The organism is Streptobacillus ratti (assembly GCF_001891165.1).
Classification (GTDB): Bacteria; Fusobacteriota; Fusobacteriia; order Fusobacteriales; family Leptotrichiaceae; genus Streptobacillus; species Streptobacillus ratti.
Map to the genome: position 1 here is coordinate 1 of NZ_LKKW01000032.1, position 16,298 is coordinate 16,298.

Genomic DNA, 16,298 nt, shown 5'->3' on the forward strand with positions numbered 1-16,298 from the left:
GTAATGAAAATAATAATAAGATGATTAGGAGATTTATTCCTAAGGGTAGGTCTATGAATAAATTAAGAAAAAAAGATGTTAAATTTATTGAAAATTTTATGAATAATTATCCTAGAAAAATTTTCAATTCTTCAACATCTTATGAAGTTTATGAATGTCTTTTAAATCTTGTTTAAGTTGTTTTTGGACATTTACTTTTGGAATTTAGGAATGGTTCGATATATTAAATATATGATTAATTGTTCGTTGAAATTAAAGAAGTGTGTGTAATATTATTTATATGATAGGCAAAGTAAAAAAGGATTAATTTCTGTATAAATTAGAAATCAATCCTTATTAACAATTTAAATTAATTATTTTTTATTTTCAAAATAATCTGAAGCAAGAAGTCCATATATTGCTCCATCAACTATACCTTGATTATTCCAATCATTTTGTCTTAAAGTTCCTTCATATTTCATGCCACATTTAAGCATAACTTTTCCAGAACCAATATTATTTGGATCATATTGTGATTCAATTCTATTAACCTTTACTTCTTCAAAAAAGAAAGGAATTATTGTAGCTAGTGCCTCACTTGTATAACCTAAATTCCACCATTTAGTTCCTATACAATATCCTATATGAACCTTATTAATTTTTTCATCTAAACTAACTACAGATATTGTACCAATAGGCTCATTTAAATCTTTTGGAACTATTGCCCATTGATAAACATTATCGTTTTTATAACTATCAATCCAACTATCTACAATTTTTATTGCAACCTCTAAATCATCTGTAGCTTTCCATCTTAAATATTTTGTCATTTCTACATCAGATTCAAAGTTTTTAAATACTGCCTCATAATCATCTTTTGTGAATTGACGTAAAATTATTCTATCTGTCTCTAGTCTTAATGTGCCTTTATGTTCCATTAAATGCTCCTTTAATTTATATTAAATTGAAAACCACTTTAAACAATTATTAAAGTCATTCTTTTTTAAATGTTTATCAAATTTTATCCTAGTTACTCATTCTAATAGGATATAATCATTTAAAATATATTTTATTCCAACTCTTCTTTTATAGTGTTCACTCTATCAAAAACCGTACAAAATAAAGAGTTTTCATTTATTACATGTTGGGATATTCATTACATTTAAATTCATTTTTAGATTTTTTTACCCGTCACAATCCCAGTTACGGCAACAATAATTCTACATTCTCTTTACAATATCAAAATCTTCTTTACGATTACGCTTATCAATCGCATTATCAATATATGTATCAATATTATTTTTAAATTCATCAAACTCTATTAAAGAGCAATATGAGTCTTCTAAAAAATCATATATATCATCACACCGATTTTTCTTTTTAGAGGTTTTTATATTCATCATATTCTTTCTTACTAGATTATCAAATTCTTTCATATTTTTTACTTTATGATCTTTATTACACGCTGAGCATTTATGTGTCGTTTCCGTGTATAAATACTGAGCTGCATCTTTAGTGTAAACAGCAACAACTGCATTCGTTCTGTTATTTCCCCTATCTTCTAAAGAATATCTTAGTTCATCATACAACCAATCATCATATTTTCTATAAATATCTTTTTTATAATTTATAGCTTCTGGTGTTAAGATAATGATTGTGACACTGGTTTCTTTTAGTTTTTTATATATATAATTTTTAATTGTCTCTTCAGACATATTTGATCGATCTTTATCTTCCGAATAATTGATTATGTTTTTATTTTTATCAAAACAATCAATCAACTCTTCTTTATAATATTTTCCATCACTAAATCTAAATGAAATAAAAACATTTCTTGCCATTTTATTATTCCTTTCCATTTATTTCGTTAATAAATTTTATTATTTGTTCCACTGATTTACTCACATCTATAAATTTTTCATTTATATTACTACATTTTATTTCTTTTGCTAATTCTGAAGCCATACTTCCTGTAAATCCTATTGGCAACAACACAAGTTCATTGTTCTCTGCAATACAAAATTCTTCTCTCATACCATTTGCTTTTACTATTTTTTCATCAATTAATTTATTTCCAAAAATAAATATTGCAACACCACATTTTTCAATCATTTCCGTACGATATTGTATCCATACATTATTCAAATTTTGATCTTTTCCAGCATTCAAAGGAAACGGCATTAATGTTAAGAAATTTCCCAATTTAGCCTTTCTATTTGTGTAACAGTATCGTGTAACTCCATTAATAATATGTGTTCCAACACCTTCCCCATATCCGTTTATAATTGTGTATCCATTACGCACCAATTGATAAGAAAGTTCCTGAATAAAATCTATAGCTGTTTCTTTTGTAATCGGTGAATAATCTGCAGCACTTCCAGATATAAAAATGGTTTTTCTTCTATATAATTTATATAAATTATCCAATATATCTGTAATCTCTGAATAAGATTGTATTAAATGAACAAAAATTCCATAACGTTTTAAGTCTTCAATGGCTAATTCTTGTCGTGCTTTTTCGTATGAATATTCAGAATCTTCTGGGTAGTCTTCCTTACTTATCTCTTTAAGTATACAATAATGTTCCCTATTCCGCCCATCTAATAGAATTCTCATTTTACTTAATACAGATAAAAAATTTGGATCTGTAAAACTAAACCCTATAAACAGAAAAGTTTTAGTTAATAAATCTCCTTCAAGAATATCTCTAAATAACACTCTGTCCTTAAATCCATATTTTTCATAATCATCTCTAGTAATTACTGCTCTGTTCGGATGTTCAATATCTCCATGCATTTTATAAATTACAACATCTTTATTTTTTCTAGACAACTGTAAATGCTGATCTTCCGATTTAACTGCTACTGTTTTCCCGTTTAAATCTAACGCTTTTTCAATAAGCTTATCATAATTTGTTGTCCAAAATGTATCAATTGGAAGTTTCGCCAAAAGAAGATGATTATCGTTAGGTTTAATATTTGAAGGAAAAGCTTTATTGATCAAATTATCAATAGTGCCTCTGTTTTTAGCATTACATATATACTGAGCAACTTCAGTCAAATCTCTTTCTTTCTCAACATCTAATTTGATATTTTTTGCTTCTTCTTTTAAAAGCTCTTTCCAGTCAAAATATCCAGCTCCTTTGGATATACCTGCTCCTACAAATACTGACAATTCACCACTATTTAAAGCCTGATATAGCTTATCTAATATTTGTTGTCTATTAATTGTTATATTCAACTCAAATTTCACCTCCTTATATACTAAAAAATTTCTTCAAGCAATACCCAACTACTATCATTCATATCATCTATATATTCAGTGTTATTCAAATACAACTCATCATTTTTATCTCTAACAAAACCAAAATTATAGCCATGCTTAGTCGCAAATCTCTTAAATGCTTCAAATTTATTTTCTACTTGAACATCTATATTTTTACTTTGCCCTTGTTTTTCTCCACCTTTTGTTTCAATAAGCCAAATTGTTTCATCTTTAAGCTGTACAATATAGTCTGGATAAAATAATCTTTGTTTATCAAAATTAGTTCCATAAACAATAGACAAATATTGCTGTCCACTATCTCCATTTTTATAAACATATTTCACATTTTCATTCTTCTCACAATACTTCTCAAACAATCTTTCTGAAGTAGAACGAAAATCATCTGTAATCATAGAAGTATTGTACCCTTTATATACATTACTTCCCATCTCTTTTACATATCTTTCAAAAGGAACATATCTATAGTGCTCTTCAAGTGGAATTTTAAATTCTTCCGTCTTATTATCAGGAAAAACGAGTTGATATTGTCCCTGTCCTGAAAACTCAATAAAATCTCTTTTCAAAATATCTACATTGTTGATAATAAAGGCATAATATTCCCTTAAATTAAGATTCAAAAGTTTATACTTATTATTCCCGAACCCTCTTAAAAATAATGTTCTCAAAATCTGACTAGTTTTATTATATGCAAGTCCCACATGTTTCTTTATAGCATCAACATTATGCTGAAGTTCAATACCGTGTGTATGAGTATTTACTTCGATTGACATAACATTATAATTAGCAACTTCTTCTCTTACTTCCATTAAAGTTGTATATTTCCCCGTTAAATATTGTCTTGAAAGTACTGTTCCAAAAATAAAGCCATTATTTTCAAGTCGTTTGATATTATCCAACTTTATATTAGAAAGACAATACTTTTCCTTAAAAAATTCATAAACTTTATTTCTAATAAATTGCTCATCAATATAGTCTCCATCAAGATTTCTTATTTCTTTAACAAGTTTTATATTTTTAGCCTCTTCTTTTAAAAATACTCTCTGTGTTTCAAAACCATTTCCAGCTCTTATTACCTCAAGTTTGTACTTTTCATCAAAAGTATAAATGTAAGAGCAATCTAAAATATCCTTACCATAGTGTTTTGCTTTAGGCATTCTTCTAAGTCTTCCAATAGTTTGAATTTCAAAAGTTTCACTCATATTCTCACGAAGCTTAACAAGTATCTTTGCACGTGGACAATCCCAACCTGTTGCAAGAGCTTGTTTGAACAGCAAAAATACAGGAGTAGCATTTGAATTAGTAACGCTATCCTCATCTGTTGTTCCGATATTTATTTTCCCTAATTTTTTGGATTTTCTATCTTTATCTTCTTTGTTTTCTGCAGAAAACCAACTCGCAAGAAGTTTATTTTCATAGGAATAACCCATTGAACCCAGTTTTTTCTCCACATGTTCTATTAGATCATCATTCAAATTAGGAAATTGAACTAATACAAGTGGTCTAATATCTTCTTTTTCATCAATATAAGCTTGAGCAATTTTCTTTCTAACTTCATCTGCCTTTTCTAACAAAATATCTGTTTCATGTAATATATTTTTTACTTCAACGGTATCAAGTCCATAATTTATATACATAAATCTTGTGATAAGTCCTTCATTTATTACATCAATCTCTGGAATTTCATAAAATTCACCAACAACCCTTTTATTCGGTGTTGCTGATACACGAATTTCATATTTTGCATTGATACTTGAGATAATATCATCTGCCTTTGAAGTATTATTCTGATGTTCTTCGTCAATAATAACAATAAAATTTAAATTACGATTATGTGCTTCACTAATTCGTTCAAACAAATTTTTTCTTTCGCTATCTCTTATAGCAGTATTGTCCTTTTTTGTGATCGTCTCCCAGTTAATAAAGTACGTTGTCGAACTTTCAAATCCTGTACTTAAAATATCAAATACATTCCCTGTCTTTAAAGTCGGAGCAAAACGTTCCATCTTTTCTTTAGATTGTTCTTCAAGCTCACCCTTTCCTGGAGAAAACCAACAAACTACACTATCCTTATGAAAATCAAGATATTTTTCAATATAGGCAACCAAAATAATTGTCTTACCTGATCCTGTTGGACTCTGCATAACAATCTTAGGTTTAGAATTACTATCAGTTGTTTTACTAAATAAGAAATCAACGGCATCTTCTTGAAAATTTTTAAGTTTTATATCTATCATAACTCACCAACCTCCTTTATCTCTTCTCTAAAATAATATTCTGGAATTTCAATTATACTAACTCCCTTTTCCTCAAAAATTCTTTGATTGTTACGTGATAGAAAAATACCTGAACGCATAAACAATTTCCCATCATTTTCAATTCTTGATATAACTTCATCTAGTTCATCCTCATCATTAAGGACAATATATTTTTTATCATCAAGCTCGATAGCATATTCAAGCTCAATTAATTCTTTAATGTGTCCCATCATCTTATCTGATACACTTTCTTCATCATTAGAAAATTTTGGTATAAACTCCGTCTTATAGTATTTCAAATTATGAGGTAGTTCTGTTTGAATATTCTTTAATCTTTGGTATGTAACTTCTTCACAAATGTTGTTTTCATTATTTGTACATAGGATATATTTTCTATTTCCACCATCTTCTTTGTTAAGTTGCATAACAGCATGACCTGTTGTTCCTGAGCCTGCGAAGAAATCTAAAATATAAATTTCTCTTTCTTTATGATAATTTATTAACATTTTTAACAATTTTATTGGTTTTTTCCCGCTATTAAATCCAATTCCACCTTCATGTCTAATATTACCAAAATCTGCACTAAAATCATATAAATTAGTTATTGATTTATATTTCTTAAAATTTCCTTTTTTTAATTCATTTAATCTATCCAAAGGTATTCCTGAGTAAAACTTACCTCTAATTGAATTTTCTTTTTGTGGACCAGTAAAGTATCTATAGCCAAGTCCATCTTCTCCAATATCTTGAACTTTATAAAGACAACCTAAGCCATCAGTTTGTTTTCTATTAGATATATACAAATCAAAAAATTTTCCTGATGTATTTCCTTTAAGAACTGATCCAGAGGCCCATGTTTCCTTTAAAAGAGAAAAATCACCTATTTCATAATTTTCAATAGACCATTCTCCTTTTTTATAAATTTTAACTTTTTTCCCCCCTAAAACAACCTCATTTCCATTAGATAATTCTTTTATCGAATATACAAACTTATTTATGTCATATTTTTCATATGGTTGATTTGCTTTAAATTTTGTTTTATCTTTTGCGTATATAAAAATATACTCCATAACAGGTTGCCATTCATTTTTTTCATTCAAACTCTTATTGTCATATCTAACTTGAATATGATGTGTTGATAAAATATTTTTTTCATCAAATATTTCATCGCACAATAATTTCAACTGTGCTTGCTCATTATCATCAATTGAAATAAATATAACTCCATCATCACTTAAAAGTTCTCTTGCAATTAATAATCTCTTTTCCATAAAAGAAAGCCATTTACTATGGGCATATCCATCCGTCTTATCAATAAAACAGTCATCATAAATAAAATCTTTATTCCCTGTATTATAAGGTGGATCAATATAAATTACATCAATTTTACCTTTATGCGTCTTCTCCAAAAGCTTAAGCGAATGAAGATTATCTCCCTCAAGTAAAAAGTTGTATGCTTCATCTTCCTTTGCTGTAATTTTTCTTTCTTCATCTTCTACAAATATAGGAATATTATGTTCCCATATTTCATCGATTTTTTCAGAATGATCTTCCCATACAAGACCATATTTCTTTTCATTAAGAGCCGTTTCAATTTCTGTTATTGCTCTTATATTTTCATCATCATTATTGATTTTCTTTAATTTCTCAAGATATTTAAGCATTTTTTCACGCTTTATTTTAGATAAATTAGACATACTCTACCTCACTTTATTGGTTAAACTAAATTTAGTATCCATCATAGCTCGCCAACCTCCCTTAATTCTTCTCTAAAATAATACTCTGGAATTTCAATTATACTAACTCTCTTTTCCTCAAGTATTCTCTGATTACTTCGTGATAGAAAAAGTCCTGAACACATAAATATTTTTCCATCATTTTGAATTTTTAATATAGCTCCATCAATTTCATCTTCATGATTAAGGACTATATATTTCTTACTGTCAAGTTCAATAGCATGTTCAAGCTCAATTAATTCTTTAATGTGTTCCATCATCTTATCTGATATACTTTCCTCATCATCAAAAAATTTTGGTATAAACTCCGTCTTATAGTATTTCAAATTATGAGGTAGTTCTGTTTGAATATTCTTTAATCTTTGGTATGTAACCTCTTCACAAATATTATTTTCATTATTAGTACATAATATATATGTTCTATTTCCACCATCTTCTTTATTAAGTTGCATGATAGCATGGCCTGTCGTTCCAGATCCAGCAAAGAAGTCAAGAACTACAGATTTTTTTCGGTTTGCCCATTTATTTAATTGACTAATCAAACGAACAGGCTTTTTACCATTTTTAAAATCTATTATTCCTTCTTTTTGAACATTCATCATATCAGAATAAAATCCCTTCCATAAAGCTCCACGAATAGTAACTCTTTCTACTCTTCTATTGTACTCATCACTTAATTTTATATTTTCATTTAAAGGTCTATACTGCCTTATCTTTCCTGTTGATGTTTTTGTTAATAAATATTTTTCATATTCAACTATAACTGATTCATTTAACAAATTATTAATATCATCAGGAATATTAACAGAACATGCCATTTCTTGAAAAATCTTATCACTTATTTCTTTATAGAAAAATTCTTGCAATTTACTAGATAATAAAATCCCATTTCTTATACTTTTTTCAGTTATTTTATTTTTCTCCAGTAGACCATGATCTTTAAAAATTTTATAAACATCATTAAATTCACTTTTTATATAATCATTTATAGAAAATATATTATAATTATCAATACCTTTTAGAATAATTTTATTAAAATGGCTATCCCAAATATCAGTTTTATCATATAGAGGCATCCTGTTGTTAAATGCTTTTTCTATATTTTTGCAGTACAAATAAACATATTCATGATTTTTTACAATTCTTCCATCCTGTGCTGATTTAACTTTCATACCTTGTGTTTTAGATAATTCAACACAAATTATTGAAATTAAATTATCCTCACCAAATATTTCATCACACAATAATTTCAACTGTGCTTGCTCATTATCGTCAATAGAAATAAATATAACTCCATCTTCACTTAAAAGTTCTCTTGCTATGTCAAGTCTTTTCTCCATAAAAGATAACCATTTACTATGAGAGTATCCATCTGTTTTGTCAACAAAAGAATCATCATAAATAAAATCCTTGTTCCCTGTGTTGTAAGGTGGATCTATATAAATGACATCAATTTTGCCTTTATGAGTCTTTTCCAAAAGCTTAAGTGAATGAAGATTATCTCCCTCTAGCAAAAAATTATATGTTTCATCTTCATTTACTGTGATTTTTCTTTCTTTTTCTTCTACGAAAATTGGTACATTATGCTTAAGCATTTCATCAACTTTTTCAGAATGTTCTTCCCAAACTAAGCCATATTTTTTTTCATTAATAACCGTTTCAATTTCTGTTATTGCTCTTATATTTTCATCATTATTATTGATTTTCTTTAATTTCTCAAGATATTTAAGCATTTTTTCACGCTTTATTTTAGATAAATTAGACATATTCTACCTCACTTTATTTATAAAACTTTAAATTAAATCCTTATATTATATTTTAATGATACAAAACTTATTTTAAACTGCATCTTTTATTAAAATTCCAACATGTAAGAACACCATTCACCTCTTCTTGAATATTTTTAAGTTTTATATCTATCATAATTCTCCAACTTCCCATAACTCTTCTCTAAAATAATACTCTGAAATTTCAATTATATCAATTTTTTTCTTCAATTAATCTTTGATTATTTTTTGATAATAGGGTTCCAGAATATATAAATATTTTACCATTATTTTCAATATTTAAAATAACATCATCTAATTTATCTTCATCATCAAGAATAACATATTTTTTATTATCAATTTCTACTTCATATTCAAATCCTATTAATTCTTTTATATTTTTCATCATTTTTTCTGAAACATTTTCTTCTTCATCAGAGAATTTTGGTATAAACTCTGTTTTATAGTATTTCAAATTATGAAGTAAATTTTCTTGAATATTTTTAAGTCTTTTATAAATAACTTCTTCACAAACATTATTTTCATTATTAGTACATAATATATATGTTCTATTTCCACCATTTTCTTTATTAAGTTGCATAACAGTATGTCCTGTTGTTCCTAAACCACCTAATAAATCATAAAAGATCTCGTCACTCTCATTATTTGCTTGCATTTAATATATTGTCATAATAATATTCTCCTAATATTTTGGATCTTTTCTCTATATCATTTTCATTAAAATTTGGATAGTTATTGCAAAAATCTAGAACTTGATTATATTTTGATTTTTTATATATTTCTAATTTCTCTTCATAAGCTAAATTACCAGCTTCATTATTTAAATCCATTTCTAAACATATTAAATTTCCAATGGATAATGTTATATCGTTTGATCTATCTTCGTTAATTATGTGTTCTATAGATGAATCTATACTATAAACTTCGCTATTATTCAATTTTGATGAAATTTTATTCAATACATATTTTGTTATTGCATTAGCTATAGACTCTTCTTTAGAAAATCTTAAACGAACAAAACCTGAAAGGAACTCTTCTTTTTGGGGATATCTATCCTTAAACACATGATATAAGTATTCCTCTAAAATATTATTTGTATCTCTTTTATCTTTACTTTCACGCAATTTTATTGCTAGTTTAGAAAATCTTGTTTCATAAATATTTGCTTGATTTTTTAATACTCCTGTATATGCGAAAATAAAGTTTTCAATATAATTAATCGCAATCTTGAAAGCTTTTGATGATATTTTTTCATTTGATTTAAGTTCAAATAATGCTAATAGTGCTATTCTTGCTTGTGTAACACCAAATGTTTTCTCTATAGCTTCTAAACTCTGAATTAACCAATTATATTCTTTTTTATTATCATAATCCCCTATGTTAGGACTTACTATTTTCATATATGTCTTTGCTGTAGTACTTAAATCTTCAACAAGTTCCTCATATGATTTTTTATTAGATTCAATATGTTTTTTAAAAGAATCATATAGATTTGAATTAGTTGTCTTTTGATATTTTGAAATCCAATAATGCCTATAAAAGGTAGCAATTCCAATATTTGGCTTTCTACTTCTCAATGTAGTTTTAATCCCCTCCCAATTTTTTTCTATAATCTTATCTTTTGCATTATCGTCAGCATGAAATTCAGAATATATAGTATTTTTAATTAAATCAATGCTCGCAAGATTTTTCCCCTTTGCATTCAATATTTCAAATATCTCATAAGCCGAATCTTTTTCTTCCGTTAAAATAGATATAACATTCATCTGAAGAATCTGATCTCTAATTGCTATCAACAAATCTTTATAAGGAGTATTTTTATCGAAATTATATTTCTCTTTTAACTTTATCTCCTCCAACTCTGACTCAAAATAATTATATGTTTGTTTTATGTTAATTTCTTCTTCGGTCGCAGGTTCAATATCTTCTTTTTCAATTGACTGAACATATGCTTCAAAATATGGGTATGAGGTAATACTTTTTAACTTAGGAATAGATATTCCATAATCATCTCTTGTTTTAATATATTCAAATGTTGCTTTTGCTAAATCTTCCTCTTTTATATTTTTAAATTTATTGGTTAGAACTGATAATAATATAGTAATAACCGTAAGTCTTTGTTGACCATCAATAACTTCTATACTTTGATCCTTTTTTTCAGATCCTGAGAAAACCATAGTACCTATAAAGTAATCTGTATTAATCAGCTTTTTATCTTCCTGTTTTATTCCCTCAAGTATATCTATAAAAAAAGTGTTATAGTAATACTTCTCCCAGCTATATTCTCGTTGAAAATTTGGAATACTCATCATAGGATATGAACGAAACATTGTTTTAATGGTTTTGTTTTCTGGTGTAAATTTCATTTTACCTTCCTCCTATTAATAATTTTTCTATCATTTTAGTCATTAACCCCAGTGATCATCGTTACTATCTGCCGTTGTTATAATTATGGCATAATATCCCGCTGGTCATATCAATACTTACAGATAATAAATTTTCCGTCTATTCAAGTAGATTGTTAATCCTATAAACTAAGATTTAGAAATCCACATATTTGGAAAATTTACCTCTACTCATTTTACTGTTAATATTCTTCTTTATTTAAACGTAAATCGCAATAGGAATTACAATAACAGCAGGACCAGTTATTTTTGTTTTCAACTCAGGCAAATTAAATTGTTGCATGTCAGTCGTTTTAAATGCTAAAAACATCTCATTTAATAATCCTTCTGATATTATAGATAATGAAGTTTTTCTAAGAAGATCAATGTTTTCTGTATCTTTTTCACATATGGATATTACTTTACCAAGAACTTTAAAACGACCGCCAATAATTTCTGATATATTATCATTTGTAAGATATTGTTCTTGTGCCGATAGCACTGTCATTCCTTTGGAATCAGACAAAATAAAATCAATTGTACCACTATGTTTTAACTCGTTAGAAAATAACTCAAATTGTTTTATAGTTTCATTCTCTTTTTGCTTTTGATTGTTTGACTGTTTTTTATTACCTAGCTGTGATTTTTCAGCAAAAATTTCAGTCATACGGAAAAAGTCAATAAAAATATCTATACAATTTATTAACGGATTTTTTTGTAATTCTCCTTCAACTTCAATAAAATCACCTACTTTCATTTTAGAAAAGTCAAAATCTGAATTCAACATTTTATGTTCTAACAAAAATCCACGAAACTTAGACAAAAGAGAAACATTTGTATGTACCTTTTCTTTAACAACACTTTCATTTTTACCCTTGTTTCCATCATAGCTTAATTCACCAGAAATATTAATTCTTAATAGTTTACTTAAAATAGTAGAAGATGTTGAAACTCCTGCATCTACCTTTTGTGTAGAATGATTTTCTTTATGTTCTGTATAATTGATCTGACTTACCATTGAAAAACCATCTTCTATAATAGCGAGCATATCTAAAACAATTTTTTCATTTATATATATCGGAACAATGAGTCTATCTAAATTTATATCGTTCATTATTTTAATTCCTTTCTTGCTTCTATTTTTCATTTGCAAATTCCAGTTTGTTTAACTTTTTATTTTTTGAAAACAATTATTTCTTTTCTTCTATTCTTTTGATACCACTTTCATTATGTTTTTCAAGTGACATCAGTTGAGTTCTTGCAAGCTTTCTAAGTTCTATCATTCTTTCTTTTAGGTCCATTCCTTTACCAATAAGAACTGCATTATAGCTTTCCATATTTGCAAGCACCAGTAACTCATTCAGACTTGCATAATCTCGCATATTCCCTTTTAGTTCTGTATTTTCATCACGCCACTGTTTTGCTCTCTTATTAAATAAAGCTACATTTAGCATATCTGCTTCACTTGCATATTTGTAGGATAATTGTTCACTTGTCAAATCAGATAGTAGATATTCCTTAATTGCATCTGTATGAATCTTATAGTTAATCTTTGAGATTTCTCTATTTAAATTCCAACCAAGTGATAATCTAGAATTTTCATCTGATTTAAGTCTCTTATAGTCTTGAATAATATATAGCTTAAACTCTGGTGATAACCATGATGCAAATTCCATAGCTATATCATAGTGTGCATATGTGCCACCATATCTTCCTGCCTTAGATATAATTCCAATTGCATTAGTAGATTCTATCCATTTTTGTGGAGTCATCGTAAATCTATTCAATCCTGCTTCATTTCTAAACGTATCGAATTGCACACGGTTAAAATTTTCGTTATTAAGAGCTTCCCACAATCCTATAAACTCCAATGTATTTCTATTTCTCATCCAATTTTGAATAACAAATCTCGGATCATCACTATTTCTGTACTTTGCAATATCTGTAAGGCTTATATAATCATTTTTAAAGTCTTCAGTATATATTTGGATTGAAAATCCTTGTGCTTCAATTGTGCCTTTTTTGACCTTAGCCATCTATAAATCCCTCCTCTTGCTGATATACTATTTACAATAACTATCCTCTAAATAGTAACTATTAATTTTGTTAGTTTTTAGCTTTGGTAAAAGTCCTAAAACCCTTTTATTTAATTAACTATTTATCTCTGTCATTATTATGACACAAAACCTGCAAAATAGGTCTAATAATTTAATATTATTATCTCTAATTTGTTTTATATATATTTAATAATTCATATTGTATATCTAGAACTATTGTTGCAGGATACTTACCTATATTATGTATCCCTATTTTTAATTTTATCTTTAAAATCCCAATATCCATATGAGTATTTATTTAACTCTTCAATAATGTCTTTCATTATTAATTTCTATTTCTATAAACAATCTATTAACTAAAATTATACATATAACCAAACAATCACTTCACCACTATCCAACTACCATCACGCCTTGAGCCTATTCTTTCTATAATCTTCTTTTCTTGTAAAACCTTAAATGTTCTTTCAATAGTTCTCTTTGTTACTCCTATTAATTCTGAAAGCTCAACTTATATTAAATTTGGATTTCCTATTAAAAAATCTATAACTTTTTTCAGTTTTATTCAAACCGACATTCAAACCGACATTTTTATTTTCAATTTGTTCTTCTACTTTTTTTTCAAACAGAATAATACATTTAATATAGTTACTTTGAATCTCAAAAACTTCAGTTCCATATTTTTTTGACAATAAATATGATTTCTACCCTTATTTATGTAGATTGCTATAATAGTTTTATCTTAATCAAATTTAAGTTCTTCTTATGGATTTAGTTCTATTTGATTTGTTATAATATCAGATATTTTTCTAAGGCTTTCATCAATTTTATTTACACCAACTACAGTACCATCATTTTTTACTCCAATAAGAATAGTTCCTCCATTACCATTAATAAAAGATACTGTTTCCTTTACAATCATATCAGTATATTTATTCATCATAATCTTCCTCTAATGTAATTATTATACCATACTTGCGACAAATAAAAAATATAAACCGATATTTTTATGTCGTAGTTTATTTAATTTTAAAATATTATTTATGTGGTTTAAGTATTTTAAATATTACTAAGCCTAATTATTTCGTAATTATTCTATTACTTTTTTTAGTTTCTTTGTTATACTTTTCATTGAAAGATTTCTCATTAATTTGGTGTCGTAGTCTTATTATATCAAAAACCTTTCTTTTTTATTTAATATGTATTATTTCACAACAAGCTAACAATAAAATCTTGTATTTAATCTATTTCAACTAAAAAATCACCCAAAAATATTTCTAGGTGATTCATTACAATATTTTATTTAAATTAAAAATTTTATTTTTTATCATAAACTATATAATTTAGATACTTTTTTAGCTCTATAATTTTTCAAATCAAACTACACAGTATAATAGTTCCAACACTTATATATATTTACTTATTATAAATTTAAGAATTAATTCTATTAAATTAAGTTATTTCTATATTTTTACATATAAAAACTATCCTTATTAAAATTGACTTTAAATTCAACTTTTTAAACAGTCTAGAACTACCAACCATTTTCTGCTCTCATTCTTTCTTGCTTAGCTTCAAGACTATACTCTTCAAACAATTCATGGAATATTTGTGCAGTCTTAGGGTATTTGGGTTCTAAAAACTCTGCATTCATTTTAAATTTTTCAGCAATAATTAATTCTTCTTTTCCTGCTGAAGGGCTAAAAACTCCTCGCCTATTAAATAAAGCATTCTTATAACTTCTAATCATCTTGTCATCTCCATATTTTTCAATCATTTTTCTTACTGCATCACAAGGTTCATAGCCGTCATCACCCAACGGAGAAAAAGAAAGTACTCGACCAAGAGTTGATGTAAACAAACTCTCTTGGTCATTCTCAATTAATAATTTCTTATATTGTTCTATCCAATATTCAAGATTTTCCTCATTTACTTTTCCATTTAATTCAGCAGGACAAAAATGAGCCTTCATATATATTTCATACATATTATTATATATCTGTGTTTTTTCTTCTGGTTTATCCTCATTATCTTTCTTAAATATTATAGATACTAATTCTGCTAGTATTTCTGGTGAGTGTTTAATAACTCTATTAAAACACTTCATTTTTCTCCAATCCAATAATTTCATAAAAAATAATTCAATCTTAGATATTCTATAACATTTATCTAGATTGTCAATATACTCCTCCTGAATCACATTAATCAACTGTTCAACATAATAACCTATCATTTGATTAAATATTGAATGATGCATTTTTTCAATATCATCAAAACATTCAAATATTTTTTCTGCAGTCAAAGGTCTTCTACTATGTATTTGATAAATCTGTTCCAAATACACCTCTAAAGTAGCATATTTCTTACATTCTATCAGTACCCATGAATCATTAGATATATCACAATTAATGTAATTTACCCAAAATAGACTCTTAATTTGTTCTGAAGCATTTGTTATTTTTGGAATTTCTTTTGTCGTCAAAGCTTCAACCCTATATACACCCACCAATATGTCTTTTGAATAATTATTATTTATTAAGTCTTCAATAATTGATTTATATTCTATATATTTTTCTTTACTAAAGTTTTCTAAATAATCAAGTGCAATTATTTTTGATGTTTGTGTTGTTAACAAATTTTTAAATGTTTGATAATCCCATTCTCCATTATTCCAATATTTAGCTAAGTATCTACCTAACATTGAACATGATTCTTCAGCACATATTTTTGCTAAAATAGATAAATTGTAACCTAATTTATAAAAATCTGTCAATTCTTTTTTTATTAATTCTTCTTTACCTAAATTCCAAAAGTA

General features: G+C 26.7%; 12 protein-coding genes. All 12 read right to left on the minus strand.

The window, feature by feature from the left end; all coding sequences use genetic code 11:
* Window positions 1-353 precede the first annotated feature (353 nt).
* Window positions 354-917, minus strand: a complete 564-nt coding sequence (locus tag BT993_RS05715; protein WP_072593625.1) for a GNAT family N-acetyltransferase — start codon at window positions 915-917, stop codon at window positions 354-356.
* 282 nt (window positions 918-1,199) lie between these two features.
* A complete protein-coding gene (locus BT993_RS05720; RefSeq protein WP_072593626.1) occupies window positions 1,200-1,820 on the minus strand; it encodes a TIR domain-containing protein in 621 nt (206 codons plus the stop codon).
* A gap of 4 nt (window positions 1,821-1,824) precedes the next feature.
* A complete protein-coding gene (locus BT993_RS05725) occupies window positions 1,825-3,219 on the minus strand; it encodes an SIR2 family protein (protein WP_072593627.1) in 1,395 nt (464 codons plus the stop codon).
* A 23-nt stretch (window positions 3,220-3,242) separates the two neighbouring features.
* Window positions 3,243-5,498 (minus strand): DEAD/DEAH box helicase family protein, encoded by a 2,256-nt coding sequence (locus BT993_RS05730; RefSeq protein WP_072593628.1) that lies wholly within the window; start codon window positions 5,496-5,498, stop codon window positions 3,243-3,245.
* Window positions 5,495-7,216 carry a site-specific DNA-methyltransferase gene (locus BT993_RS05735; protein WP_072593629.1) on the minus strand — a complete coding sequence of 574 codons (1,722 nt, stop codon included), beginning with the start codon at window positions 7,214-7,216 and terminating at the stop codon, window positions 5,495-5,497. Before BT993_RS05735 ends, BT993_RS05730 begins: the two co-directional genes overlap by 4 nt.
* 41 nt (window positions 7,217-7,257) lie before the next feature.
* The gene (locus BT993_RS05740; RefSeq protein WP_072593630.1) at window positions 7,258-9,021 is read right to left on the minus strand and encodes a site-specific DNA-methyltransferase; all 1,764 of its coding nucleotides are present in this window, start codon (window positions 9,019-9,021) and stop codon (window positions 7,258-7,260) included.
* A 214-nt stretch (window positions 9,022-9,235) separates the two neighbouring features.
* Complete coding sequence (locus BT993_RS05745; protein ID WP_244147555.1) at window positions 9,236-9,697, minus strand: site-specific DNA-methyltransferase; 462 nt, start codon at window positions 9,695-9,697, stop codon at window positions 9,236-9,238.
* On the minus strand, window positions 9,684-11,408 hold the full coding sequence (locus BT993_RS05750) for a DUF262 domain-containing protein (RefSeq protein WP_072593631.1): 1,725 nt from the start codon (window positions 11,406-11,408) through the stop codon (window positions 9,684-9,686). The genes BT993_RS05745 and BT993_RS05750 overlap by 14 nt, the downstream gene beginning before the upstream one ends.
* Before the next feature lie 238 nt (window positions 11,409-11,646).
* Window positions 11,647-12,573, minus strand: a complete 927-nt coding sequence (locus BT993_RS05755; RefSeq protein WP_208600514.1) for a DUF6414 family protein — start codon at window positions 12,571-12,573, stop codon at window positions 11,647-11,649.
* Between the two features lie 43 nt (window positions 12,574-12,616).
* Entirely contained in the window at window positions 12,617-13,462 is an 846-nt protein-coding gene (locus BT993_RS05760) for a KilA-N domain-containing protein (RefSeq protein WP_072593632.1), read from the minus strand.
* A 784-nt stretch (window positions 13,463-14,246) separates the two neighbouring features.
* Window positions 14,247-14,423 carry an AlbA family DNA-binding domain-containing protein gene (locus tag BT993_RS07530; RefSeq protein ID WP_244147556.1) on the minus strand — a complete coding sequence of 59 codons (177 nt, stop codon included), beginning with the start codon at window positions 14,421-14,423 and terminating at the stop codon, window positions 14,247-14,249.
* 594 nt (window positions 14,424-15,017) lie between these two features.
* Window positions 15,018-16,298: hypothetical protein (locus BT993_RS07345; RefSeq protein WP_208600515.1), on the minus strand; the 1,281-nt coding region annotated here is incomplete at its 5' end.

Excerpts from the sequence above, each read along its gene's own strand:
- BT993_RS05715 (WP_072593625.1), bottom strand. The coding sequence starts at position 917 with ATGGAACATAAAGGCACATTAAGACTAGAGACAGATAGAATAATTTTA.
- BT993_RS05720 (WP_072593626.1), bottom strand. The coding sequence starts at position 1,820 with ATGGCAAGAAATGTTTTTATTTCATTTAGATTTAGTGATGGAAAATAT.
- BT993_RS05730 (WP_072593628.1), bottom strand. The coding sequence starts at position 5,498 with ATGATAGATATAAAACTTAAAAATTTTCAAGAAGATGCCGTTGATTTC.
- BT993_RS05735 (WP_072593629.1), bottom strand. The coding sequence starts at position 7,216 with ATGTCTAATTTATCTAAAATAAAGCGTGAAAAAATGCTTAAATATCTT.
- BT993_RS05740 (WP_072593630.1), bottom strand. The coding sequence starts at position 9,021 with ATGTCTAATTTATCTAAAATAAAGCGTGAAAAAATGCTTAAATATCTT.
- BT993_RS05745 (WP_244147555.1), bottom strand. The coding sequence starts at position 9,697 with ATGCAAGCAAATAATGAGAGTGACGAGATCTTTTATGATTTATTAGGT.
- BT993_RS05750 (WP_072593631.1), bottom strand. The coding sequence starts at position 11,408 with ATGAAATTTACACCAGAAAACAAAACCATTAAAACAATGTTTCGTTCA.
- BT993_RS05755 (WP_208600514.1), bottom strand. The coding sequence starts at position 12,573 with ATGAAAAATAGAAGCAAGAAAGGAATTAAAATAATGAACGATATAAAT.
- BT993_RS05760 (WP_072593632.1), bottom strand. The coding sequence starts at position 13,462 with ATGGCTAAGGTCAAAAAAGGCACAATTGAAGCACAAGGATTTTCAATC.
- BT993_RS07530 (WP_244147556.1), bottom strand. The coding sequence starts at position 14,423 with ATGAATAAATATACTGATATGATTGTAAAGGAAACAGTATCTTTTATT.